Annotated in this window: 21 protein-coding genes; 11 read left to right on the forward strand and 10 right to left on the reverse strand. The window is 37.4% G+C overall.

Annotation, left to right across the window (positions count from 1 at the left end; translation table 11 throughout):
- Positions 1–3: 3 nt before the first annotated feature.
- From NSQ59_RS20480 to NSQ59_RS20495, 4 genes are all read right to left on the reverse strand, one after another.
- Entirely contained in the window at positions 4–1,752 is a 1,749-nt protein-coding gene (locus NSQ59_RS20480; RefSeq protein ID WP_055741916.1) for an ABC transporter ATP-binding protein, read from the reverse strand.
- A 162-nt stretch (positions 1,753–1,914) separates the two neighbouring features.
- Positions 1,915–2,445 (reverse strand): nucleoside tri-diphosphate phosphatase, encoded by a 531-nt coding sequence (gene ntdP / locus NSQ59_RS20485; RefSeq protein WP_340832549.1) that lies wholly within the window; start codon positions 2,443–2,445, stop codon positions 1,915–1,917.
- A gap of 196 nt (positions 2,446–2,641) precedes the next feature.
- Complete coding sequence (locus tag NSQ59_RS20490; protein ID WP_055742491.1) at positions 2,642–2,893, reverse strand: YgaB family protein; 252 nt, start codon at positions 2,891–2,893, stop codon at positions 2,642–2,644.
- A 515-nt stretch (positions 2,894–3,408) separates the two neighbouring features.
- A complete protein-coding gene (locus NSQ59_RS20495) occupies positions 3,409–3,609 on the reverse strand; it encodes a gamma-type small acid-soluble spore protein (protein ID WP_055741918.1) in 201 nt (66 codons plus the stop codon).
- A gap of 480 nt (positions 3,610–4,089) precedes the next feature.
- Between NSQ59_RS20495 and NSQ59_RS20500 the strand changes: the two genes are divergently transcribed.
- Positions 4,090–4,260, forward strand: coding sequence for a hypothetical protein (locus NSQ59_RS20500; RefSeq protein WP_163258600.1), 171 nt, complete (start codon positions 4,090–4,092; stop codon positions 4,258–4,260).
- Between the two features lie 236 nt (positions 4,261–4,496).
- Here the strand turns inward: NSQ59_RS20500 and NSQ59_RS20505 are convergent, their stop codons facing one another.
- Positions 4,497–5,402: a LysR family transcriptional regulator gene (locus NSQ59_RS20505; RefSeq protein WP_055742492.1), complete on the reverse strand. Its 906-nt coding sequence runs from the start codon at positions 5,400–5,402 to the stop codon at positions 4,497–4,499.
- A 131-nt stretch (positions 5,403–5,533) separates the two neighbouring features.
- Here NSQ59_RS20505 and gltB point away from each other — a divergent pair, with 131 nt between their 5' ends.
- Entirely contained in the window at positions 5,534–10,090 is a 4,557-nt protein-coding gene (gene gltB / locus NSQ59_RS20510) for a glutamate synthase large subunit (protein WP_055741919.1), read from the forward strand.
- A 157-nt stretch (positions 10,091–10,247) separates the two neighbouring features.
- Positions 10,248–11,666: a glutamate synthase subunit beta gene (locus NSQ59_RS20515; protein ID WP_055741920.1), complete on the forward strand. Its 1,419-nt coding sequence runs from the start codon at positions 10,248–10,250 to the stop codon at positions 11,664–11,666.
- 64 nt (positions 11,667–11,730) lie between these two features.
- On the opposite strand, the gene NSQ59_RS20520 is transcribed toward NSQ59_RS20515, so the two are convergent.
- Positions 11,731–12,363 (reverse strand): Vat family streptogramin A O-acetyltransferase, encoded by a 633-nt coding sequence (locus NSQ59_RS20520; RefSeq protein WP_340832553.1) that lies wholly within the window; start codon positions 12,361–12,363, stop codon positions 11,731–11,733.
- Positions 12,364–12,631: 268 nt separating this feature from the next.
- Positions 12,632–13,732, reverse strand: coding sequence for an A/G-specific adenine glycosylase (gene mutY / locus NSQ59_RS20525; protein ID WP_055741922.1), 1,101 nt, complete (start codon positions 13,730–13,732; stop codon positions 12,632–12,634).
- A gap of 585 nt (positions 13,733–14,317) precedes the next feature.
- On the opposite strand from mutY, the gene NSQ59_RS20530 reads away from it, so the two are divergent.
- The 3 genes from NSQ59_RS20530 to NSQ59_RS20540 all read left to right on the forward strand — a co-directional run bounded on the left by NSQ59_RS20530 (position 14,318) and on the right by NSQ59_RS20540 (position 15,990).
- Positions 14,318–15,301, forward strand: a complete 984-nt coding sequence (locus NSQ59_RS20530; RefSeq protein WP_055741923.1) for a metal-dependent hydrolase — start codon at positions 14,318–14,320, stop codon at positions 15,299–15,301.
- Positions 15,302–15,414: 113 nt separating this feature from the next.
- On the forward strand, positions 15,415–15,579 hold the full coding sequence (locus tag NSQ59_RS20535; RefSeq protein WP_055741924.1) for a small, acid-soluble spore protein K: 165 nt from the start codon (positions 15,415–15,417) through the stop codon (positions 15,577–15,579).
- A 255-nt stretch (positions 15,580–15,834) separates the two neighbouring features.
- Complete coding sequence (locus tag NSQ59_RS20540) at positions 15,835–15,990, forward strand: YpzG family protein (protein WP_083489511.1); 156 nt, start codon at positions 15,835–15,837, stop codon at positions 15,988–15,990.
- Positions 15,991–16,018: 28 nt separating this feature from the next.
- On the opposite strand, the gene NSQ59_RS20545 is transcribed toward NSQ59_RS20540, so the two are convergent.
- Both NSQ59_RS20545 and recX read right to left on the reverse strand, forming a co-directional pair.
- Positions 16,019–16,342, reverse strand: a complete 324-nt coding sequence (locus NSQ59_RS20545) for a YfhH family protein (RefSeq protein WP_055741925.1) — start codon at positions 16,340–16,342, stop codon at positions 16,019–16,021.
- A 101-nt stretch (positions 16,343–16,443) separates the two neighbouring features.
- Positions 16,444–17,238 carry a recombination regulator RecX gene (recX, locus tag NSQ59_RS20550; protein WP_055741926.1) on the reverse strand — a complete coding sequence of 265 codons (795 nt, stop codon included), beginning with the start codon at positions 17,236–17,238 and terminating at the stop codon, positions 16,444–16,446.
- A gap of 142 nt (positions 17,239–17,380) precedes the next feature.
- Here recX and NSQ59_RS20555 point away from each other — a divergent pair, with 142 nt between their 5' ends.
- From NSQ59_RS20555 to NSQ59_RS20575, 5 genes are all read left to right on the forward strand, one after another.
- On the forward strand, positions 17,381–17,500 hold the full coding sequence (locus NSQ59_RS20555) for a YfhE family protein (protein WP_083489512.1): 120 nt from the start codon (positions 17,381–17,383) through the stop codon (positions 17,498–17,500).
- 86 nt (positions 17,501–17,586) lie between these two features.
- Complete coding sequence (locus NSQ59_RS20560) at positions 17,587–17,781, forward strand: YfhD family protein (RefSeq protein ID WP_055741927.1); 195 nt, start codon at positions 17,587–17,589, stop codon at positions 17,779–17,781.
- Between the two features lie 1,460 nt (positions 17,782–19,241).
- The gene (locus NSQ59_RS20565) at positions 19,242–20,522 is read left to right on the forward strand and encodes a histidine--tRNA ligase (protein ID WP_055741928.1); all 1,281 of its coding nucleotides are present in this window, start codon (positions 19,242–19,244) and stop codon (positions 20,520–20,522) included.
- 441 nt (positions 20,523–20,963) lie between these two features.
- On the forward strand, positions 20,964–22,238 hold the full coding sequence (locus NSQ59_RS20570) for a helix-turn-helix transcriptional regulator (protein WP_055741929.1): 1,275 nt from the start codon (positions 20,964–20,966) through the stop codon (positions 22,236–22,238).
- 12 nt (positions 22,239–22,250) lie between these two features.
- Entirely contained in the window at positions 22,251–22,457 is a 207-nt protein-coding gene (locus NSQ59_RS20575; RefSeq protein ID WP_055741930.1) for a hypothetical protein, read from the forward strand.
- Between the two features lie 140 nt (positions 22,458–22,597).
- Here NSQ59_RS20575 and trpA read toward each other — a convergent pair whose 3' ends face one another.
- A complete protein-coding gene (gene trpA, locus NSQ59_RS20580) occupies positions 22,598–23,389 on the reverse strand; it encodes a tryptophan synthase subunit alpha (protein ID WP_055741931.1) in 792 nt (263 codons plus the stop codon).
- Position 23,390 lies beyond the last annotated feature (1 nt).

Below are 23,390 nucleotides of genomic sequence, written 5' to 3' on the forward strand. Positions count from 1 at the left end.
TTTCTATGCATCCAATTGTTGGACTTGGAATAAATCAAAGTAATGGCCCCTTTTTGCCATTAACTCTTCATGTGTTCCCATTTCCACGATTCGTCCATGCTCGATAAGAATAATCCGGTCTGCATGAGTAATAGTTGATAAGCGGTGGGCAACAATGAAAGTGGTTCGATCCTTCGCAAGTTTATCCAGTGCTTCTTGGATGAGATGCTCACTTTCCAAGTCTAATGCTGATGTTGCCTCATCCAATACTAATATTGGCGGATTTTTTAAAAACACTCTGGCAATGGCAATCCTCTGCTTTTGACCGCCGGAAAGCTTCACTCCGCGTTCCCCGACCTGCGTATCATACCCATTAGGTAAGTTTAAAATAAAGTCATGTGCATTTGCAGCTTTGGCAGCTTCATACACTTCTTCTGTCGTTGCACCCGGTTTTCCTAATAAAATATTCGCTTGTATAGACTCACTGAAAAGGATACTGTCCTGCAGCACCATTCCTATTTTGTCTCGCAGGCTTCTGACCTTAAACCTGCGAATATCAGTCCCGTCAAGAAGTATTGCCCCCTCTGTGACATCATAAAATCTTGGTATTAAACTTACTAAAGAAGACTTTCCTCCACCGCTCATCCCAACCAATGCGACGGTTTCTCCCACTTGAATATCAAGGTCGATGTCTTTTAAAACCGGCTCTTCTTTTTGGTCATAAGCAAAGCTAACATGGTCAAATTTAATATTTCCAAGGACATTTTTACATTCAATAGCATCGGGACGATCATCTATATCATATTTTTGATCAATCAGTTCAAAAACCCTGTCCATGGATGCGAATGCTTGTGTTAAAGTTGTCCCAGAATTGACTAGACGGCGTAATGGACTGTACAAATTATCAATATAAGCAATAAAGGCAGCCATTGTTCCTACAGTTAAATGCCCCTGGATAACTTGATAACCGGCAAAACCAATAATAATCAATGGTGCAATATCTGTAATAGTGTTCACTACCGCAAACGATTTTGCTGTCCATCTTGTATGGGTTAATGCTTTGTCCAAAAAGTTGGAATTGCGCTTGGCGAATTGCTTTTGCTCATGGTCTTCGATGGCAAAGCTTTTAATAACAGCCATCCCTTGCACCCTCTCATGCAAATAACCTTGAACCTCCGCTAATGCTTGTGATCGATTGCGGGTCAGTTTTCGAAGGTTCCCAAAGAAATATTTGACCGATGCAATATAAAACGGGAAAACAATTAAAGAAACAAGCGTCAACTTTACATCCATCTTAAACATGATGGAAATGGCAATGATGATAGTAGAAGTATCTAACCAAACATTCATCAAGCCTGTTATAACAAAGTCTTTCGTTTGTTCCACATCATTGATGACTCTTGAAATAACTTCCCCGCCTCGAGTATTCGAATAATATTTAAAGCTGAGTTTTTGCAGATGCGTAAATAATCGATCGCGAATATCATACAAAATTTTACTTGCTGTCCATTGAGCAAAGTATTGACGATAATACTCGACGGGAGGACGAGCAAAAATAAAAATCCCCAACATGATTGACAGCCAAAAAATGAGCTTTGACGTTTTCTCATGCGTATTTAGTGTATGACTTCCAATCACATCATCGATGACATATTTAATGAATAAAGGAATAAGTAACGGGATAACAAATTTTATAATTCCAATGATAAATGTGCCGATGATTTGAAACTTATATGGCTTAACAAATTTTAAATATCTTTTAATACTACTCACTTTAACCCTCCGTATTTTTTTGACCATACTATTTTACCGCAAAAATAAAAAGCACTACTAGAATAGTGCTCCTTTTCGGCGTCAATTATTAATTTGTTCAGGTTGTTTTCTTATAAAAACTCAATTTCGGGTCATTTTCCCAAAGTTAAAAAAGAACCTTAATTATGAGCGATAAGTCAAATATCTTTCATACCAAACATCAATAAAGTCTGGTGAAAATGGACCTTTGCGCTGTCTGATCCAGCGAACAAGGTTGTCCACATTTCGTTTCAAAATATGATCAATAACATCCGGATACCTCATTTGTTTCCGGTGGTATTCATACTCATCCTCATCTAAGAGAGTATAGGTCATATCAGGAAATACCTTAATATCCAAATCATAATCAATATATTTTAAAGCTTCACTGTCATACACAAATGGCGATCCAAGGTTACAGTAATAATAAATCCCATCCTCCCGAATCATTCCAATTATATTAAACCAATGATCCGAATGGAAGTAACATATAGCCGGTTCCCTGGTAACCCAGGTTCTTCCGTCTGATTCTGTCACAATGGTTCGATCATTCCCACCGATAACGAGAGATTTTGTTCCCTTTAGAACCGTTGTTTCGTCCCAAATCCTGTGAATGAAACCATTATGCTTGTAGCTGTGAATTTGAATGGTTTCTCCTTCTGTGGGAATCCTCATTATTCTCCCTTCTTTCGTCGTAGTCTTATGAATAGTCCATACATCCTTTCTGTTTAGAAATAATTATCTTAAAATGATGTCAATAAACTCCGAAGTTATATGTATTTACCGATACCTAAAAATGATTTTCTTATTATTATAACGGTTTTTTGGAAAATTTAAAACAAAAAGAGGGTGACGATTATTGATGTCACCCTCATGCAAAGATTTTGGTTTCTTGATATGTACGAATCACTTCATCTGTTTGTGATTCAAATATTTTTTGGATTTTGCGCAATTCACATTTCATATCAGCTATTTCTTTTTTTATACTTTCAAGCTCTGCTTCCTTCTGTAATTCTATCAGCTCTTCCTCAAGCTCTTGGCATCTTTCGATTTCGGATTGAAGATATAATAATTGCTCCATCGTTTTCATTTGTTCAGAAATAATTTGATTGAAATTACTCATATTGCGCACCATCCTTTTCATTCATTCCTCTTCATTATGTATTTCGCTTAATATGAAAAGAATTCCTTTGACTAGTTATGTCGCTTTCCAATCAGTTTTGTCGAATAAAAAATGGTTGTTTACGCCTGAGATTGATACTGTTGATTTTTCACCTGTTTGTTCTTTAAATACTGGGTAAGTCGGTGGGGTAATGTTGAAAGTTGGGCTTTTGTTTCCTTATAAAAGACCATTTGGATTTGGGGTTTTCCTTAGGTTGGGCTTTTGATTGCTTATAAAGGCCATTCGCTTTCCGATTCCACCTCCAGTTGGCCTTTTGTTTCCTCATAAAGACCACTTAGACTGAATTTCCACCTCAAGTTAGGCTTTTAATTAATTTCTTATGGCCCCGATTTAACCGGAAGAAAACCCAAAATGGGTGCTTGAGCTAGACTAGACAATTGTAGAAAAACTCATCCACAAGCTTAAATTTAAAAGAGTAAGGGACATCCACGATTTGGATGCCCCTTTACTTTGTATTATTGTTGACCAGCATTGCCAGAATTTTGTGCTTTACGAGATTCAGCTTGTTGGTTAGCTTTTCTTACAGATTGCACATCTGTTTCGCTACCGAACTCAGTTCCGAAAGAACCTTGAGATCCTTGTGCAGATTGTGCATTTTGTTGTTTAACTTCTTGAGCGTTAGTACCAGATTGTGTTTTGTTTGTTTGCTTTGCCATGATTATCACCTCCACGCTCATTAATGTAACCAATCAGAATGGTTGTTATGTAATTTTTGCGAAAAAATTTCTTATGATTCGTTCTCGTCATTAGATTTTTAGTGTTTACGCTTCTGTCATGTGCCTCCCATCAGCTTTGTATATATAGCTTGGTTTGCTCACTGGAATTTAAACATTCTTTGTTCGAAGACAGTACCGGTAGTCAAAAGGTCCCAAATCGGTTCGTTAGATGGCAATTTCAGTCCATTCAACACAGTTTTCAAGCTGTTTATCATATAAGCCCGTCCGTTTATTTATGATTTCGCTCCTTTCAATTTGTTGGGGTTAATATTTTGGCACAAACCGATGAAAAACAAGGATCCTGCACAAAATGCTTGTATACATTATCTTCAAAAAATCGTTCAATTTATCCAAAGATGAATAACAAACTAACCAGCAAAGAAAACTATGGATATTCAAAAGCATAAGGGGTGTTTATGGATGGAAAATATTCGTGACATGACACAATTGTCAATGATATCAAAAACGGAATGGACAGATGAAGAGCTTTCACACTTTCATCAATCCCTGCAGCAAATAGCACCGTATTTAAACTCGGAAGGCCTAACAATCCATCGGGAAATAGTAGAAGAAATAACCCATCGCGGATAGCAGGTAAAGATAGAATACAACATCAAATTATGCGGACATTGGTTCCGCTATTTTCATCAAATGAACATATTTTATGAGCTAAGCGGACATGAGTTCCGTTATTCATGAAAAATTACATGGAAATCACCACTTTTTCATAGAATAACGGAACCATTGTCCGCGAGATTAAGGAAATACCCCATTTTGTCACAGATAACGGATTTGGTGTCCGCACGCCAAGATCAGCTATTGCACTTTCACATCTGAAACCGATATAACCGATCATAAAAAGACTTTAAAAATTTGTATAAGAGCTGTTCTGATGGGGCAAGCTCTCTCTTCTTCGGTGTAATCACGCCAACTGGCCTAAAGAACTCGGATCCATTTAATTCAACCGCAACAACATCCTTTGGCACGTTATAGGACAAAGCCAATTCCGGTAATATGGCGATGCCGATCCCAGCTGAAACAAGTCCTTTAATTGTATCCATATCTTCCCCTTCGAAAGCGATTGTTGGGACAAACCCGGCTTTTTGGCACGCTTTAAAAATCATTTCCCGAATCGGAAGCCCTGAGCGAAATGTTACAAACCGTTCCTGTTCAAGCTGATTGATCCGAATTGTTTTTAGATGGGCCAGCTCGTGGTGCTCTGGCAACAATAACAGCATTTTTTCTGTGAAAAAAATATCCCCTTTCACGATGGGATGGTCGGTTGGGACAGGCGCAACAAAGGCAATATCAATTTCACCTTTTTCCATTAAATCCATTAAATATGGGGTGGTACCTTGTAATAATTGAAAATGCAATTTTGGATGCAACTCTCGGAACTGGGTGAATACCATAGTAAAGGTATGAACGGATAATCCTGTGGAAAAGCCTAAGCGAATGACTCCTTTCTCAGGATTTAAATAATCTTCCACTTTTTCTTTTGTTTTTTCCACTTCATTTAAAATTTTTTCGACATGCTCCAAAAATATCTTTCCTATAGAAGTTAACCGGACGTTTCTTCCTTCTCTTAAAAATAATGTTACCCCCAATTCCGCTTCTAATAGGCTGATTTGTCTACTGATGGCTGATTGAGCAACATGCAATTCATCTGCGGCTTTCGTTACATGTTCATTTTTTGCGACCTCGTTAAAGTAAATTAACTGTCTTAATTCCACGTTCATCACAACCATTCTCATTTTGAGATTATTTCATTCTTAACTATATATTGTATAGATGAATCATTTTAAAGTAAAATTTTTAATTATCAAACACTTCGGCATTTTTAATACGGAAGGAATGTTAACTTATGAAAACGTTTCGTTCTCCTATAAAAACTACTGGTCTTTATCGCAGTGAATTCGAACATGATGCCTGTGGTATCGGTTTTTATGCAGATATAAAAGGTCGCCCATCACATGAAGTAGTGTCCACTTCTTTAGAGATGTTGAAACGACTTGATCACCGTGCAGGGAAAAGCGCGGATAAATCAACAAGTGATGGAACAGGAATCATGCTGCAAATTCCACATGACTTTTTTTCTTCAGTATGCCCATTTGATCTTCCAAATCAAGGCGAGTATGCAGTTGGCATGCTCTTCTTACCACAAGATCATGCAGTTAGCGAAGAAATACTTAATGAATTTTATAAAGAATCTTCAAAACACGGATTATCTGTTCTTGGAGTCAGATCTGTCCCCGTGTCTTCCGATCGAATAAGCGAACAAGCGAGAAAATCAGAGCCAAGCATTAAGCAAATCTTTATCACGCAAATCTCGACGCAATTGGAGGAATTTCCTGCCAGGTTGTATTCTTTAAGAAAACAAATAGAACAAAAGTATAAATCTGAAATGTATATTCCTAGCTTATCAAATCGTACCGTAGTTTATAAAGGAATGTTGCTTGCAGAAGAATTATCCCTTTATTTCTCTGATTTACGTGACGAAAAATTTACATCATCCCTAGCGCTTATCCATTCACGCTACAGCACTAACACCTTTCCGAGCTGGGAAAGAGCACATCCTAACCGTGTCATCGCACATAATGGAGAAATCAATACCATTAAAGGGAACATGAACTGGTTTAATGCTAAAAATAGTTCTGGTTTAGAAGTGATCAACCCATCTGGAAGTGATTCGGCGATCTTCGATAATGTTTTGGAGTATTTACTGTTAAAAGGTGTTTCACTCCCAAAAGCAGTGATGATGATGGTGCCTGAGCCATGGGAGCAAAATGAAGAAATGCCATCTTACTTAAAAGCGTTTTATGAATACCAAAGTCAGTGCATGGAGCCTTGGGATGGCCCAATGGCACTTGGATTTACGGACGGAATACAGATTGGCGCTATCCTCGACAGGAATGGGTTACGTCCTGGCCGTTACTATATAACGAGAGATGATCGGATCATATTTGCTTCTGAAGTCGGTGTTGTGGACGTTGACAATGACATGATATTAGAACGAAAGCATTTAAAGCCTGGGGAGTTACTATTAGTCGATACGTCACAAGGACGAATTATTCCAAATGATGAATTGAAAAAGACGATTAGTCTTGAAGAGCCTTATAGCAGCTATTTAAAGGAAACTGTTAAAGAATTACACGATGATCGTTTTGATTTAACTTCTAGCTTTACTGGCAAAGAGCTTCTTTTTCACCAAAAGGTGTTTGGTTATACGTATGAAGAGTTAATGAAAATGCTCAAGCCAATGGCAACAGAAGCGAAGGAAGCAACTGGTGCAATGGGAATTGATACACCGCTTGCTGTTCTTTCAGATAGACCGCAGCTTTTATTCCATTATTTTAAACAAGGATTTTCGCAAGTAACCAATCCGCCAATTGATGCAATCAGGGAGGAATGTGTTATTTCCACGATTTCCTGGTTAGGAGAAAGCTCTAACCCGCTTGAAAGCTATAAAAAAGATAAGCGTAAACTGAAGCTGGATCATCCATTCTTAACTTTTTCACAGTTTAGGACTTTAACAAATTCCAGTTGGAACGCAGTAAAGATTGATACTATTTTCCCTGCAGAAAGCGGTGAAAATGGATTAGCATCGGCTTTGGAAAGGATTTTTTCTAAGGTTGATCAAGCTATTCAAGCAGGACACGAACTAATTATTTTATCCGATCAAAAAGTAGACGATAGACATGCGGCCATTCCTTCCCTGCTTGCAACTTCAAGCATCCATCATCATTTAATTAAAAATGGCTGCCGCTCGAAAGCAAGCATTATTGTTGATACGGGTGAAGCGCGAGATTCCCATCATATGGCTATGTTACTTGGATATGGGGCTGATGCCATCCATCCATATCTTGCATACGAAACAATCTACCACCTATGTGAAGAGCAACATATTTCGTTAAACATCGAACAGGCAGTTCAAAATTATCTTCACGCATTATTGAATGGTGTCATAAAAATTATGTCCAAGGTTGGGATATCCGCAATCCAAAGCTATCGCGGCGCTCAAGCCTTCGAAGCATTAGGAATTTCGCAGCAGGTACTGGACCAATACTTTACCGGAACAGTTTCACAAATTGGCGGAATTGGTTTACCGGAGATTGCCCGTGAAACCTTAATGCGTCATAAAAAAGCTGCAGACGAAATAGAACATTATGATCAAACATTAGATTCAGGAAGCGAATTACAATGGCGCAAAGGTGGGGAAGTTCATCAGTTTAACCCATTAAGCATCCACACCCTTCAGAGGGCAGCAAGAACAAATAATAAGGATGTTTATAAAAAATTTGTCAGCATGAATGACGATGGTCCTTTTACAACCATACGCAGTCTCTTAAAAATAGAAAGCGATCGCTCCCCTATTCCACTTGATGAAGTCGAGCCAGCCGAAAATATTTTGCGAAAGTTTAAAACCGGAGCAATGTCTTACGGCTCCCTTAGCAAAGAAGCACATGAGGCGCTCGCAATTGCGATGAATCGAATCGGCGGCAAAAGCAATAGCGGTGAAGGCGGCGAGGAAATTGAACGATTCCAAACAGATGCAAACGGAGACTCCCGCAGAAGTGCCATTAAACAGGTTGCTTCGGGAAGATTTGGCGTAACAAGCTATTACTTAACAAATGCAGACGAAATTCAAATCAAAATGGCACAAGGAGCAAAACCCGGTGAAGGCGGACAGCTGCCTGGCCAAAAGGTTTATCCGTGGATTGCTGAGGTTAGAGGATCCACGCCTGGGGTAGGATTAATCTCCCCTCCTCCGCATCATGATATATATTCCATCGAAGATCTTGCCCAATTGATTTATGATTTAAAAAGCGCTAATCCGAAAGCAAAAATCAGTGTGAAGCTTGTTGCAAAAGCTGGAGTTGGAACCATTGCAGCTGGTGTTGCGAAAGGATTAGCAGATACCATCCTAATCAGCGGCCATGACGGCGGAACAGGCGCCTCACCTAGAACAAGCATTAAACATACAGGTGTCCCTTGGGAAATCGGATTATCAGAAGCACATCAAACCCTACAACTCAACGGGTTGAGAGAGAAAGTAACCTTAGAGGTAGATGGAAAATTAATGACAGGAAAGGATGTTGTAGTTGCAGCATGCTTTGGTGCGCAGGAATTCGGGTTTGCCACTGCCCCGCTAGTTGTTCTTGGGTGCATCATGATGAGAGCATGCCACTTAGATACTTGCCCTGTTGGAATCGCTACGCAAAATCCATTGCTTCGTGAAAAATTTGCAGGAAGCCCTGATCATATTGTGAACTATATGCATTTTATTGCTGAGGATGTCCGCGAAATTTTAGCAAAATGCGGGTATCGAAGCCTTGATGAAATAGTCGGCAGGACGAATCTTTTAACCGTAAAAGAGGAAGTAACCACCCATTGGAAAGCAAAGCATCTTGATTTAAGCGACCTTTTATACAAAATGTCCGATAAAAAGGAGACTTCTATCCAACAAACACAGGATCACGAATTGGAAAAACGTTTTGACCAGCGTCTCCTTATTCCTGCATTAAATACTGCTATTGGAAATGGCGAGAAAGCCTTTTTGCAATCCTATATTAAAAACACGGACCGTGCTGTAGGAACGAGTTTAGGAAATTTAATATCTGTGCATTACGGTGCGGAAGGCTTGCCAGAGGATCAAATTCACATCCAATTAAAAGGTTCTGCCGGGCAAAGTCTTGGTGCTTTTATCCCGAAAGGTTTATCGATCACCTTAGAGGGTGATGCAAATGATTATGTCGGAAAAGGATTGTCTGGCGGCAAACTGATCATTAAACCAGATAACAATTGGAGCATTCCACAAGTAGATGCCATTATCGGCAATACCGCTTTATTTGGCGCAACCTCCGGTGAAGCATACATTCGCGGTGTAGCAGGTCAGCGATTTGCTGTCCGGAACAGCGGTGTTAAAGCTGTAGTAGAAGGAGTTGGAGACCACGGCTGTGAATATATGACTGGCGGAACGGTAGTCATTCTTGGAACAATCGGAAAAAACTTTGCTGCAGGAATGTCCGGCGGAATCGCTTATATCTTCAAGGGTTTTTCTGCTAATGAAGACATCTTGCCACATATTAACCAAGAGCTTGTGGATGTAGAACAGGTTACATTCGAAAATGAACTAATAGAGCTTCATCAAATGATTTCCAAGCATTACCTGTACACTGGAAGTCCAAAGGCAAAAACGATTTTAAAACATTGGAAACAGCTGAAAAAACAGTTTGTGAAGATTATCCCACATGAATATAAAAATATGACTGCGATGATTGATGATCTGCAAAATCGAGGATTATCGTATGTCGATGCAAGACTTACCGCTTTTAATATTAATAAAGAAGGAAAATTACTGGAAACATTGAATGAACTTGAAGCACTTTCATCTCCATTGCAAGACAGCCAAACTATTTAGCCTTTTTAGAAATAACGGGAGAAATCGGCAATATTGCCGATTTCTTTTCAAAAGGCAGCTTCGTAGCTTTTCGGAATTTGTTTTGAATTCTAGGCTTCTTTTCAATACAAAGTTTAAGAAAAGAGCCTTTAAAAATTTTCGTGGGAGTGAATTATTTATGGGGCATTTAACAGGATTCATCGACATCCAAAGAGAAAACCCTGCTGAACAGCATCCACTAGAGAGGATTAAGCACTGGCAAGAGTATCAAAAACCGCTTTCGGAGGATGCTATAAAACTACAAGCCTCTCGTTGTATGGATTGTGGGACTCCCTTTTGTCAAATCGGGTCTCTTATTAATTCAAGCACCAGCGGATGCCCATTATATAACTTAATACCAGAATGGAATGAGCTTGCCTATCAAGGAAAATGGCTGGAGGCCTATCAACGGCTGGCAAAGACAAATAATTTTCCTGAGTTTACTTCAAGGGCTTGTCCAGCTCCATGTGAAGGTTCTTGCACTGCCGGTCTGCCAGGTCAGCCTGTTACGATTAAGAGCATCGAAAAAGCCATTATTGACCGGGCTTTTCAAGAAGGCTGGGTAAACGTAAAACAACCGAGTAAAAGAACCACTAAAAAAATTGCAATAATTGGATCAGGTCCTGCCGGGCTTACTGCGGCAGATGATTTAAATCAGTTAGGACATAATGTCACTGTATTCGAAAAAGATGATCGCTTTGGCGGCCTGCTGATGTATGGCATTCCAAATATGAAAATAGATAAAAAATATGTTGAACGCAGAATTGAGCTGCTTCGCAAGGAAGGAATCGTATTTAAAGGAAATACTCATATTGGAGTTGATATTTCCTTAGAAGAATTAAGGAAGGATTATGATGCCGTTTTAATTTGTACTGGTGCTGACAAACCTCGTGAACTTGATATCACCGGCCGGCAGCTAGCTGGTATCCATCCTGCAATGGAATACTTAAAGGAAAGTACAAAGCATCATCTTAATAAACAATATATTCCTAGTATTAACGCCAAAGATAAAAAGGTTATTGTAATCGGCGGCGGGGATACAGGTGCTGACTGCGTTGCAACTGCTATTCGCCAAGGCTGTAAAAGTGTTGTTCAGTTCGGGAAGCATGGGAAGCTTCCACCCGCTCGTTCCAAAACAAATCCATGGCCGGAGAATCCTCAAGTATTTACATTGGATTATGCATACGAAGAAGCACAAAGCAAGTTTGGAATGGACCCAAGACAGTATTTTATCCAAACAAAAGCATTTCATGGCGACAAGAATGGAAATGTAAAAAGCCTAGAAACAACCTCTTTTCTAGTGGATGATCAGACGGAAAGCCGTTTTTGGGAGGCAGATCTAGTACTTATTGCTATCGGTTTTGATGGTGTAACTGATACCTTTCCCAATATCGAGAAAAAACAAAACAAAATATCCGCAAATGATGTTGATTTTAAAACAAATCATGACGGAATTTATACAGCAGGTGATGCAAGACGAGGGCAAAGCTTGATTGTTTGGGCCATGCAAGAAGGAAAAAAAGCAGCGCAGGAAATAAATCGTTATTTGTATAGTTAATAAAAGCAAAATGGGAAGCCAAGAATTCTTATTCTCGACTTCCCATTTTGCTTATAGTGAACTCTTAAATTTCCTTCATTTTTGTTAAATCCCCACTGCATAAAGCTTCAAGATTATCAAAAATTTTACGAGCGGGCCAATCCCACCATTTAATAGTAAGGAGATAGTCAATGAGTTCATCATCAAATCTTTTTTTCATTATTTTGCAGGGATTACCACCAGCAATATGGTAAGAAGGAACATCTTTTACAACGACAGAATTGGCCGCAATGATTGCTCCATCACCAATATGCACACCGGGCATTACAGTGACATTTTGACCGATCCACACATCGTTTCCAATGATAGTATCACCTTTAAGGGGTAAGTCTGCCAGTGTTGGAGTCGATTTCTCCCAACCATTGCCCATAATGTTAAATGGATAGGTAGTGACACTGTGCATTCTATGGTTTCCACCATTCATCACAAATTCAATGCCCTTTGCTATTGCGCAAAATTTTCCGATAATCAGTTTATCTCCAATAAAGTCATAGTGATGTGTGACATGCTCTTCAAACTTTTCAGCACCGTCTATATCGTCATAATATGTGTAGTCACCGACAATAATATTCGAGCGTGTTACAACGTTTTTAATATAGCATATACTTTTAATTGCTTCATTGGGGTAGATTGCATTAGGATCAGGTCCATATTGCATATTAAAATCCCTCCTTCATGTTATATAAATAACGAGAATACAGTGTTTTACTTGATGTTCTACTATCTTTATTACACCTCGGCCCAAATTTTCCCTTCTATACTTATGAATTTTTTGGTCATTAAAAAAATCACAGGTAATCTGCCTGTGATTCAAAGTAAAGGGAAAAGACCTTTCTTATTAAGTTAGGGACTATAAAGCCGTCATCAACATAAAAGCAACAAAGTTTAAGAAAAGAGCATTCCTTAATACCAGCAACGGTTGCCTGCTATTTTTCTATTGTATTTTGATACTCTTTCCATATTTTCTGGTGTGACACAGGAAACGCGTACTCGGCCAATTCTTCTGCTGTCACTAATTTTAATGTCGCGGTTTCATTTACTTTTCCTATGATTTCACCCGCAAATACTTCAATTTCCCAGGTTAAATGGGAAAATACGTGATCTATTTTCACAAAGGATCTTGTTTGAATTTCACCTTTTACTTTATATTCATCTAAAAGAAAGTCCTCCAAAACCCGTCTTGGATGGACGATTTGGCTTTTTTCAACATTAGGGAACTCCCATAAATCAGCTAAAAGTCCTTTGTTCGGTCTTTTATGAATGAGGATTTTGCCTTCTTCATTTATTAAAAGCCCCGCAATAAGATCGACGTGCTTTACACTTTTCTTCTTTGTTTTAACCGGGAGCTCACCTTGAGTCCCTTCTTCAAAAGCGCAACAATGCTCGCGAACTGGGCAAAGTAAGCATGAAGGTGATGTCGGAGTACAGATCAGCGCTCCTAATTCCATCAATGCTTGATTAAAATAGGAGGGATTTTCCTCTGAAATTAACTGACGAACTGCTTCTTCAAACACTTTCCGAGTGGATGGTTTTGCAATATCTTCCCATATCGATAATATCCTTGACAGCACACGCATGACATTTCCGTCAACGGCAGGCTCCGGCTTTCCATATGCAATACTTAAAATTGCTCCGGCCGTATATGGCCCAACACCTTTAAGACTGGATATTCCTTTTGGATTATCAGGAACCTTGCTCTCATATTTTTCTTTCACTTCTTTGACCGCTGAGTGAAGATTGCGTACACGGGAATAATAACCTAAGCCTTCCCATGCCTTTAAAACTTTTTCTTCATCTGCAGCTGCAAGCTCATCAAGTGTGGGAAATTGTTCAATAAAATTCAAGAAATACGGAATAACTGTATCTACCTTTGTTTGTTGCAGCATTATTTCAGAAACCCAAACTTTATAAGGATCTTGATCCTTTCTCCAAGGAAGATCTCTTTGCTCTCTTTCAAACCAGCTTATTAAATCATCCTGAAATGATTTTACGTTCATATTCTTAAGATTTTTTAAAGTTTCACTCATAAGGGTTAAACCACTTTCTAAAAAGGAATATAATAAGGACAGGTTGTCCAATTTAAATAAGATAGCGTACAGATTTGGTAGTTTTCGACGAGACAAACGCAAACACGGCGTTGTTCTTCAGAAGACGTAGAATCCCGCTAGCTGATGGCTACTTACGCCAGACAAGACTAAACTCAAATAATTAAATGATAAGAAACTTTTCTTCAAAGAAAAGCATTAATCTAGTCGTTTTTATCAATTATACAGATATATCAGTTTTTCCATTACCTTTGTACCGTTACTACCATATCATGTTTTAAGAAAAGCGAAAAGTCATTATAAGAAAAGCGAAAGCGCCTTGCTCATCGGCGTACGGATTTCGTAGTCGCAGGCTCGAGATAAAGGAAACACAGTGAGGTAGTTCACGAACTGATGTTGACTTATCGTAGGGAGGAGACGGAGAAATCCGCTAGCCGATAGGCGCTGGAGCTAGACAGAGTCTATACTTATTAAATAATTTTAAAAAAAGTCATCCACATAGTTAAATTTAAAATTTTGCAAACGACAGAAAGCTCTTTTTTACGCCTTCTTAAGGAGGAAATAGAATTGGATACAGGAACACACCTTGTTATGGGGTTTGCCTTAGGCGGCTTAGCCACCTTAGACCCCGTCGTTGCCGGAGATGCTGTTAATACACATAGTGTTCTATTGGCAACCATAATTGGCTCGCAAATACCTGATATCGATACCGTTTTAAAATTTAAAAACAATGCAGTATATATACGTAATCATCGAGGAGTTACGCATTCTATTCCTGCGGTTATTTTATGGCCGCTTTTAGTTTCCTTACTGGTTCATCTCTTCATTCCGGGGGCCAATATGCTTCATTTGTGGCTTTGGACCTTTCTTGCTGTATTCCTCCATGTTTTTGTAGATATCTTTAATGCCTATGGTACCCAGGCAGTTCGTCCCCTGTCCATGAAATGGGTGGCATTTGGTATGATTAATACATTTGATCCATTTATTTTTGGTATCCATGTAGTCGGACTCATTTTATGGGGATTTGGTCTTCACCCAGGATATACCTTTTTAACCATGTATATCATCATTCTCTTTTATTATTTGCTTCGGTTCCAAGAACAAAGATCCGTTCGGCAAGCGGTAAAGGCGAAAATTCCAGATGCAAAGAAAATAATCGTCGCTTCCACCATGCGTTATTATAAATGGAGAGTTGTTGTGGAGACCGATGATAGCTTTTATGTAGGGAAAGCCTACAAACGTGATATTACGATTTTGGATACGTATAAAAAGATTCCTGTGCCGCAAACACCAGAAATTGAAGCCGCCAAAAAGGATAAAAACCTTTCTGCTTTCTTATCCTTCTCCCCTATTTTCAGATGGGAGGTTAAGGAGAAAAACGATCATTCTTATGAGGTTCGCTTTATTGATTTACGCTATCGAAGCAAAGGGCACTATCCGTTTGTAGCAATCGTCCAATTAGATGAGGATTTAAATATTACAGGTTCCTACACCGGCTGGATTTATAATAAGGACAAATTAAGAAAAAAATTAGATGTTGCTCCGCACTAGCTTCCATCTATTTCAACAGGTTCTTTATCATATGTTCATGAAAAATCAGTCATACTATTAATGCGTGATTGGATTCTTTCACGTACTGGACTAACATATAGGAGGAACTTTTTATGCGAAACAAAGCGAAAGGTTTTCCATATGGAAATGATAATAAATTCGAGGGTGAACCTAGGGCAAAAGCAGAATTTGCATCTACACGCGCGGATGGTACGATCAATACCCATCCACAAGAGCGAATGCATGCGTCAGGTAATCGCAAATCTGATTCCATTTAAAAGCGAAAGCGCCGCAGCTCTAGCGTATGGATTTCGTAGTCGCAGGCTCGAGATAAAGGAAACACAGTGAGGTAGTTCACGAGCTGGTGAAATTGGCACTTCAAATTTCACTTGATGTTGACTTATCGTAGGGAGGAGACGGAGAAATTCACTAGCCGATAGGCGCTGTAGCTAGATATGACCATTTTTAGAGCTGGTGTTTCAATCGGAATAAACAGTTGAAGAAAATGCGAAAAATGGAAAGGGGCTTTTGCAATGGGAAAATCGCTGAATACTCACCGTAATCGAACCGCTAGTCCATTTAATCGCGGGTGGTATACCCCAAAACATGCCCATTCTCAAATAAATGGGGAAACAAAGATGTCACAGGATTTAATTATTTTAGAGCATCAGACGCGAAAACAGTCATAAGCCCAAAAATAAAGAGCCTTTTGGCTCTTTATTTTAATGGTGTAAGAAGTGAAATTGGTAATGCTTCTTGCTGCTTTCCCCCGCTCATACGATATCCCCAAGCAAAAACACCATCTATATAATCGATTTTAAAATAAACTCCCGGATCACCTTCAATTTGATACACGTCACCAGCTTTAAAATCCTCTGGATTGAGAAGATACGCTTTTGCCATTGTTATTTTCCGTTCTAAAACCGCATATTCATTCACAATTCCAAGCTGCTCTGCTTTTCTAGCCTTTTCCGTTAGCCTGGCGATTTCTGTCTTTAATTCAAATTCGGACATCTCGCTGTATCTTTTTTCAGTTTCCATTTTATTGACTTACCACCTTAAGTTTTGGTTAAAACAATGTTGCTATATATATTATAGAGTGTTGATTTTTCACCTAACCAAACAACATGCTTATTGTAACATTATAACTCCTTTTCACTTAAAAATCTCTCTATCTGTTCTATTTGAAAACCTTTACGGTAAAGAGCTTGTTTGATTTTCTGTTCGTACTCAAACCCTTCCAAGTGCTCGTATTTTCTGTGTGCTTTGGACCAATGACTTTCTAAAATCTCCCGTTCTGCATCCTCATCCTGTTCAAAAGTTATTTGTGTCATTGCTTCCTTTATTATTTCTTTTGTATACCCTTTTCTTATTAAAGCTTGTTCCACTTTTTGACGTAATAATTTTTCAGGAATCTTTTTATTTTGTTTCACCGTTTTTTCAGCAAGTGAAATAGCAGAGCTTAAGACGTGATCATCCTTAAATTCCAAAATAGCGGTTTCGATCATGTCATTTGTTATTCCCTTATTTTTTAACTCTAATTTGATTACCTCCGGACCTTTCTTAGTGGTATTCATTTGTGTCCGTACATATGCCACAGCAAATTCTAAGTCATTTAAATAATTCATTTTATATAGAGCATGTATTACTTCTTTAATAATTTCTTCATTAAATTCTTTTTTCTTTAAATGCTCCTCCACTTCTTTTTCCGACCTCATTCGGAAGGAAAGATACTGGATGGCACTGTTAACCCCTTTTCTTATTTCATCTTCATAGTGAATTTCTGTTAAATCTAATTCCGATAACTCTTTCCCTTTTCTTAATTGAAACCTAGTCAATACATCTTCATCAACGCTAAAAGCATAGTGTTCATCAAGATAAATGTTATATCGGTCTGAAAGATTTTTTTGAACTGTAATTTTTGTTATGATTGGCATGTTTATCTCAACCTTCCTTATATGGATAGATTGTTTTTTTAAATGTTAATCCTATTTTATCACTTTCCTCTACAACTCACAGTATTTTTACCTAAATTAAGGAAATAATAGTACTGAAACTATACCCGAAAGGATGAGAAATGTGGCAAAGGATAAAAAGATTAAAACGAAAAGCAATCTTTCAAGCATGCAGGCTGTTACTTATTCCCGTGAATTTCGGAAAGCAGATCGTGCTGGTGGATTTGAAGAAAACCGTAAATAACTTCCTGTTTGAATCCGAATGATTATGCACATTCTATCTATGAACGGATGATTCCGTAACTCCCATTTTTGAAAGGGGAAAACTACATGGGTCGCTCGCATGGTCATAAAACACGTGATAAAAACAAAGCTTCACTTCCACAAGTACCAAAGAATTTAAAATCAGACGGCAACGATGTAGAATTTTCTCAAGAATTAGCAGATCAAGCTGATTTAGAAGCACAGGCTCGCGCTAATGCTGCTAATCAGCGTGTGAGAATGAATAATAAACGTAATAAGTAAAAAGTTAAAGTGTAGGAAATTTCTCTAAGTAGTATAGTTCGGTTTAGAGGTAGAAAAATAAAAAAGAACAAGAGTTTTTAGCAAGCGGATTAGCATTTAAATCCGCTTGCTTCTTTTTCTTATTATGACAAGGATTATTAAGTTTAAATACGACAGATGTAGCACAGGTTTTAACAAGTGGGCAATAGCTATTGGTCACACCCAAAACGTTGCAAATTATGTAATCAATTATTAGATTTATCTATGTTTATGTTAGGGAACAGGTCAAGCACCCCATCCAATAAATAGACGGAAAAATTCCGCTTAAATCGTAATTATTAAAAAAAAAGGCATAATTAGACGGAGAGATTCCGCTTATTGTCTCGAAAAATGCCAAATTAGGAGATTTTACTTTGCATTATCGGAAAATCTCCTCTTATTTACTCAAAAACGATCTTCCTTCTGCATTTAACAGGAAGATTTCCGCTTATTTTCCTTTTTCTAGCTTACTTCGTTTAAGGACAACACATCTTATTTAAAAATAATTGGTGATTTTAGCAGTGACGTTCTTTGTCAAAAATTGATTTGTCTTTGCGTTTAGTTGAAGAACTGGTCATTTAATTATAAATAAGCAGAGGATGCTAAAATGCCAAAAATTATAATTTTCTTCGTAAAAATTCCTCCATAATGTATATTTCCAAATTGCACAAGAGCATATATTTTCCCATCAAGATAATAATTATGAAGTTTATATTGACCCTTTTAATCCCACGAGGCATTATAAAGGTCAATATAAATTTAAATAATGTTTTCAAGCAATTGAAATGTTATGTTTGATAATATCATCGCCATTGTAATACCACTTGCCTTTAATTTTTCTTAAAAGAAGTATAAGTTGACCTATTACCATCTGAATCAATAAATAAGCACCTAATAATGAATAGATATGTTTTTAACGGAATTTATCAATCGTTATTAATAAGAAAAACTTTGGCTAACAAATGATAATCCCTAAAAATCTGGCGAAAATCCATTTTACTGCAAAAGGAAAAGGGAGTTACGAGTTTACAATGAATTTTATTGGGACACAGTTCAAAATTATTCAAGCAAGAAAACGTATAGTGGAATTCCATATAATAAAGTCGCAGTAGATGTTCGCCAAAAAGGAACAAAAAAAGTAATGACTAAAATACTTACTTTTAAGGTTAAGTAAGTAATAAAAATTTCTCAACATCATTATTGATATCTAAATGCAGGTATGATAAAGTAATGGGAAATTCGAGGTGAAATAAAATGCTGATTTTCAAAAATAGTATTGCATTTTCACAATTCCATCATCATATCAATTAGCCTTGCTATTCGAATTTTTTAATAATCGCAAATAGGAAGGCTATTTCTCATTAAACCGCATGGATTAAGTATAAACACTTAAATCTTGTGCGGTTTTTTTATTTATTTCTACATTATTGGAGGCTGGAAAAATGAAAAAAATGGATTATCAAAATGTAAAGGGAACACAGGATTATTTACCAGTGGCGGAAGAGGTTCGTCGCAAGATTAGAAGGAATCTGGAGGATGTCTTCATTCAATATGGGTGTCAACCGTTAGAAACGCCAATATTAAATTATGAGGAGCTGCTTGCTTCTAAATATGGCGGCGGGGCTGAAATATTGGAGGAAATGTATACATTATCAGATAGAGGGAATAGGGACTTAGCATTAAGGTATGATTTAACAATACCATTCGCAAAAGTAGTAGCAATGAATCCAACTATTAAAATGCCCTTTAAAAGATATGAGATTGGCAAAGTATTTAGGGATGGTCCAATTAAGACTGGAAGGCTTCGGGAATTTACACAATGTGATGTAGATATTGTGGGAGTTCAGACACAGGTAGCAGAAGCAGAGCTAATGATAATGGCACTGGATGCTTTTGATAGATTAAATATGGATGTTACGATTCAATACAATAATCGCAAGCTATTAACCGGTGTGCTCCAAGCTTTTAAGACACCTTTTAATCAAATCAATCGAGTAGTATTAATCCTTGATAAGCTTGAAAAGGTTGGTTTGGAAGCCGTTGTCTCTGAGCTGGCTGCTCAAGGGCTGCCCACCGAAACGGTTCAGTCGATCAAAGGGTTTTTAACAAATGAAAATAATACGGACTATTCCTATTTTGAGAAGTTTGCTGAATTGAATCCGCTCATTCAATCAGGAATAGATGAGCTAAAGGAGCTTGAAACGTATCTAGACTATTTAAAGGTTACGAGCAAATGCATCTTTAACCCATTTTTAGCAAGGGGCTTGGAAATATATACAGGTACCATCTATGAAATTTTCATGACGGATAAAACTTTAAAATCCAGCATTGGCAGCGGAGGAAGATACGATAACGCAATAGGTGGATTATTAGGAACAAACGAAAAGGTTTCAACCGTTGGAATTTCATTTGGTTTAGATGTTATTTACACTGCCCTATTACAAGCGGACGAAATAAAAAAGAATGCTTCTTCTGTCGATTATTATGTCATTCCGCTTAATGCATGGAAGGAGTCATTATTAGTCGCGAGGGATTTAAGAAATAAAGGCTTTAAGGTTGAAGTGGAAATGGGCAACAAAAAAATTGGAAAAGCATTGGACAAAGCAAATAGAGATAAAATACGGAAAGTTATTATTATTGGAGAAGCAGAAGTGCAAAGAAATCAATATAAAGTTAAAGATATGATAACTGGAGAAGAAAAAGCAGAAGCTTTTACCTATTAAACGGACCAAGATTACATTTAATAAGTTTTTGTAAAACGGAAAGAGGAATTTAGGGAATTAAATCGAATAATTCACTGAAAAAAGGTGATTTGTGGCGATAATGACTAAGTTCCTCCTCCTTTTCTGAATTATGAATAGTCTTGTGTATAAATTATGGATAAATAACTCAATTGTAGAAAAGTAAATTAAATTCTCGGAAAGAAACTTCGTGGATATATCTTGAAAATAAAATTCAAAAAATGGCATAAAATCCCTACGAATTTCTTGAAGAATTAGACAGAATCTATCATAATAGAACAAAAAGAGATGGAATATTTCTATTTACTGTATGATTCGTAACAAAAATTTGCAAATTTCAATATTTTAGGACAAAAGAATTATTCCATTTTTTCGTATATTAGGGTTATAATGTAAATATAGTGAAGCTGGGAGTTAAAATTTATGAGCATTGGAACTCGAATCCGTTATTACCGTCTACAAAAGAATTTGTCCTTAGAAGAATTAGCCAAAGATATTACTACTGTTCCTTACCTTTCATCTATAGAAAACAACGATCATACTCCACCAATTGAACTATTAAGCCAACTTTGCGACAAACTAGAAATCCCGTTTATGACTTATCAAAATAATGATCTAGCACAGCTTTTTGAGGAATGGAATCGTTACCTATTGCTAAACGACACACAGAACTCAGACGCTTATTATCAAAGAATTAAAGAAAGAATATCTGATAGCAATGATATTTTTGTGGTGATGACCTATAATATTTATCTGATTCGCTACCATTTAATTCATAACGACCTGGAAGCGGCAAAAACAATCATTGATTTCTTTATTCCATTGCAAAATGATATGCCTGATATTTTAAAGTTCTCCTATCAAAAATATCGGGGGAATTATTTCTATCTAAAAGGGCAATATCTTGAAGCAGAACCATTCTTTAAGGATGCGAAAAACTATTTAATATCAGTAAAAGAACTTTACAACATTGAAAAGGCTGACCTTTTTTACATGTATGGCCTTACACTCGGCAGACTTAATAAAAACACTCTATCTATCTTTCATATGGATGAAGCATTGTCCATATTTCAACAATGCTATCAAATGAGAAGATGTACCGATTGCCACTTAATGCTCGGGGTAATATACCGCCGAATGCAAGACTATAAGGAAGCTGAAAAACATTATAATTTTGCCAGACAGCTTGCTATTTCATCCAATTATATAGATATCCTCATTAAGGTTGAAAATAACTTAGGATATTTAAAAGCGAAGCTAGGTAAATCAGAGGAAGCAATTGATCATTATCTGAAGAGCTTTGAGCAAAGTAATCCTTCTATAAATGAAGATAAAATTAATACAATCATTAATATAATCAAAGAATACCATAAAATTGGCTTTAAGGAACAAGTTGAGAAGTGGCTCCATGAAGGGCTGGACTTACTTCAATCCAATGAACAATTTACCGAAATATATAAAGAGCAAATGATTGAATTGAGGTTTTATCAATATATAGTAAATGATTATCCGCCTGGCTTCGAAGATTTTATTTTGAATGAGGCCATTCCATATTTCGAATCTATCAAAATGTATCAAAGAATTGTACTTCTTGCAAAAACATTAGGAGACTACTATCAAGAAAGAAATGAGTACAAATCAGCCGCTACATCTTTTGCTATTGCAAATTCAGCATATGAAAAAATAATTAATTTTTAGGAGGAATCCGAGATGAATTTGAAAAAGGCATTAGTTGGTTGTACATTAACATTTTCTTTAGTTGTTGGAGGTCTGTTTGTAAATGGAAAAGCACATTCATTTGCAGAACCTATTAATGGAGGAAAAAATGTAAATTCTGTCCATAAATTAGCTGAGGGAGAGAGCTTCCCTCCTATCTTTCCACCACCTGTCAAAACTCGATTCATTATTAATGCATAAAAAGAACAAATACGCTAGGGCCGAAGCTCTAGCGTAAGGATTTCGTCGTCACAGCGTGGTAGTTATCCCCGCTAGCTGATGGTACTTACGGTAATTTACTAAAAAAAAGGGTGCATGTCGGAGCTGACATGCACCCTTTTTTATCCCACAACCGGATTGCATTTCGAAGCCTGAATCAGCTTTTGAATCCCTCCAAGATCATGATGCTGAAATAAATCAATGATCTTGCTTCCGACTACTACCCCATCACAATACTGACCTAATTGTTTTACATGCTCTGGAGTAGCGACGCCAAATCCGGCCAACACAGGAGATTTAGAAATTGCTTTTAGAGAGGATAAATATTCTCCAATATCATTCTGATAGGAATCCCTTGTCCCTGTAATTCCAGCAACCGTGACAGCATAGAGAAAACCTTCTGTTTTGTTTGCTAGTTCTGTTTTTCTCTCCTCCGTGCTTGTAATAGAGACCAGCCTAATAAAGGCAATTTCCTCTTTTTCGAGTTCCGAGGACACAAGCTCTTCCTCTTCTAACGGCAAATCGGGAATGATAATCCCATCCACACCTGCTTTGGTACAATCCTCAGCAAAGCGCTTTACTCCATAAGCAAAGATAGGATTTAAATATGTCATGATTACAATTGGGATATTATATGTTCCTTTAAGCTTTTGCAGCTCTAGTAAAATAGAAGACAATGTAACTTCTTCCTTCAGTGCGCGAATGCCTGCAGCTTGAATCGTAGGCCCATCGGCAACCGGATCGGAAAACGGAATTCCTAGTTCTATTGCTGTTGCCCCTAGTTTTTCTAACAGGTTAATCCTTTCTTCTAAAATGCTTAAACCGCCATCACCAGCCATAATATATGGTACAAATGCTTTATCACTATTTTCCTTTACCTTTGCGAAAGCATCCGACAATTTCTTTTTCCCCATA

The organism is Margalitia sp. FSL K6-0131 (assembly GCF_038008735.1).
Lineage (GTDB): Bacteria > Bacillota > Bacilli > Bacillales > Bacillaceae_C > Margalitia > Margalitia shackletonii.

Coding starts and splice junctions, on each gene's coding strand:
- ntdP (WP_340832549.1), bottom strand. CDS start 2,445: ATGAGGATTCCCACAGAAGGAGAAACCATTCAAATTCACAGCTACAAG.
- NSQ59_RS20490 (WP_055742491.1), bottom strand. CDS start 2,893: ATGAGTAATTTCAATCAAATTATTTCTGAACAAATGAAAACGATGGAG.
- NSQ59_RS20495 (WP_055741918.1), bottom strand. CDS start 3,609: ATGGCAAAGCAAACAAACAAAACACAATCTGGTACTAACGCTCAAGAA.
- NSQ59_RS20500 (WP_163258600.1), top strand. CDS start 4,090: ATGGAAAATATTCGTGACATGACACAATTGTCAATGATATCAAAAACG.
- gltB (WP_055741919.1), top strand. CDS start 5,534: ATGAAAACGTTTCGTTCTCCTATAAAAACTACTGGTCTTTATCGCAGT.
- NSQ59_RS20515 (WP_055741920.1), top strand. CDS start 10,248: ATGGGGCATTTAACAGGATTCATCGACATCCAAAGAGAAAACCCTGCT.
- NSQ59_RS20520 (WP_340832553.1), bottom strand. CDS start 12,363: ATGCAATATGGACCTGATCCTAATGCAATCTACCCCAATGAAGCAATT.
- mutY (WP_055741922.1), bottom strand. CDS start 13,732: ATGAGTGAAACTTTAAAAAATCTTAAGAATATGAACGTAAAATCATTT.
- NSQ59_RS20535 (WP_055741924.1), top strand. CDS start 15,415: ATGCGAAACAAAGCGAAAGGTTTTCCATATGGAAATGATAATAAATTC.
- NSQ59_RS20540 (WP_083489511.1), top strand. CDS start 15,835: ATGGGAAAATCGCTGAATACTCACCGTAATCGAACCGCTAGTCCATTT.
- NSQ59_RS20545 (WP_055741925.1), bottom strand. CDS start 16,342: ATGGAAACTGAAAAAAGATACAGCGAGATGTCCGAATTTGAATTAAAG.
- recX (WP_055741926.1), bottom strand. CDS start 17,238: ATGCCAATCATAACAAAAATTACAGTTCAAAAAAATCTTTCAGACCGA.
- NSQ59_RS20560 (WP_055741927.1), top strand. CDS start 17,587: ATGGGTCGCTCGCATGGTCATAAAACACGTGATAAAAACAAAGCTTCA.
- NSQ59_RS20565 (WP_055741928.1), top strand. CDS start 19,242: ATGAAAAAAATGGATTATCAAAATGTAAAGGGAACACAGGATTATTTA.
- NSQ59_RS20570 (WP_055741929.1), top strand. CDS start 20,964: ATGAGCATTGGAACTCGAATCCGTTATTACCGTCTACAAAAGAATTTG.
- NSQ59_RS20575 (WP_055741930.1), top strand. CDS start 22,251: ATGAATTTGAAAAAGGCATTAGTTGGTTGTACATTAACATTTTCTTTA.
- trpA (WP_055741931.1), bottom strand. CDS start 23,389: ATGGGGAAAAAGAAATTGTCGGATGCTTTCGCAAAGGTAAAGGAAAAT.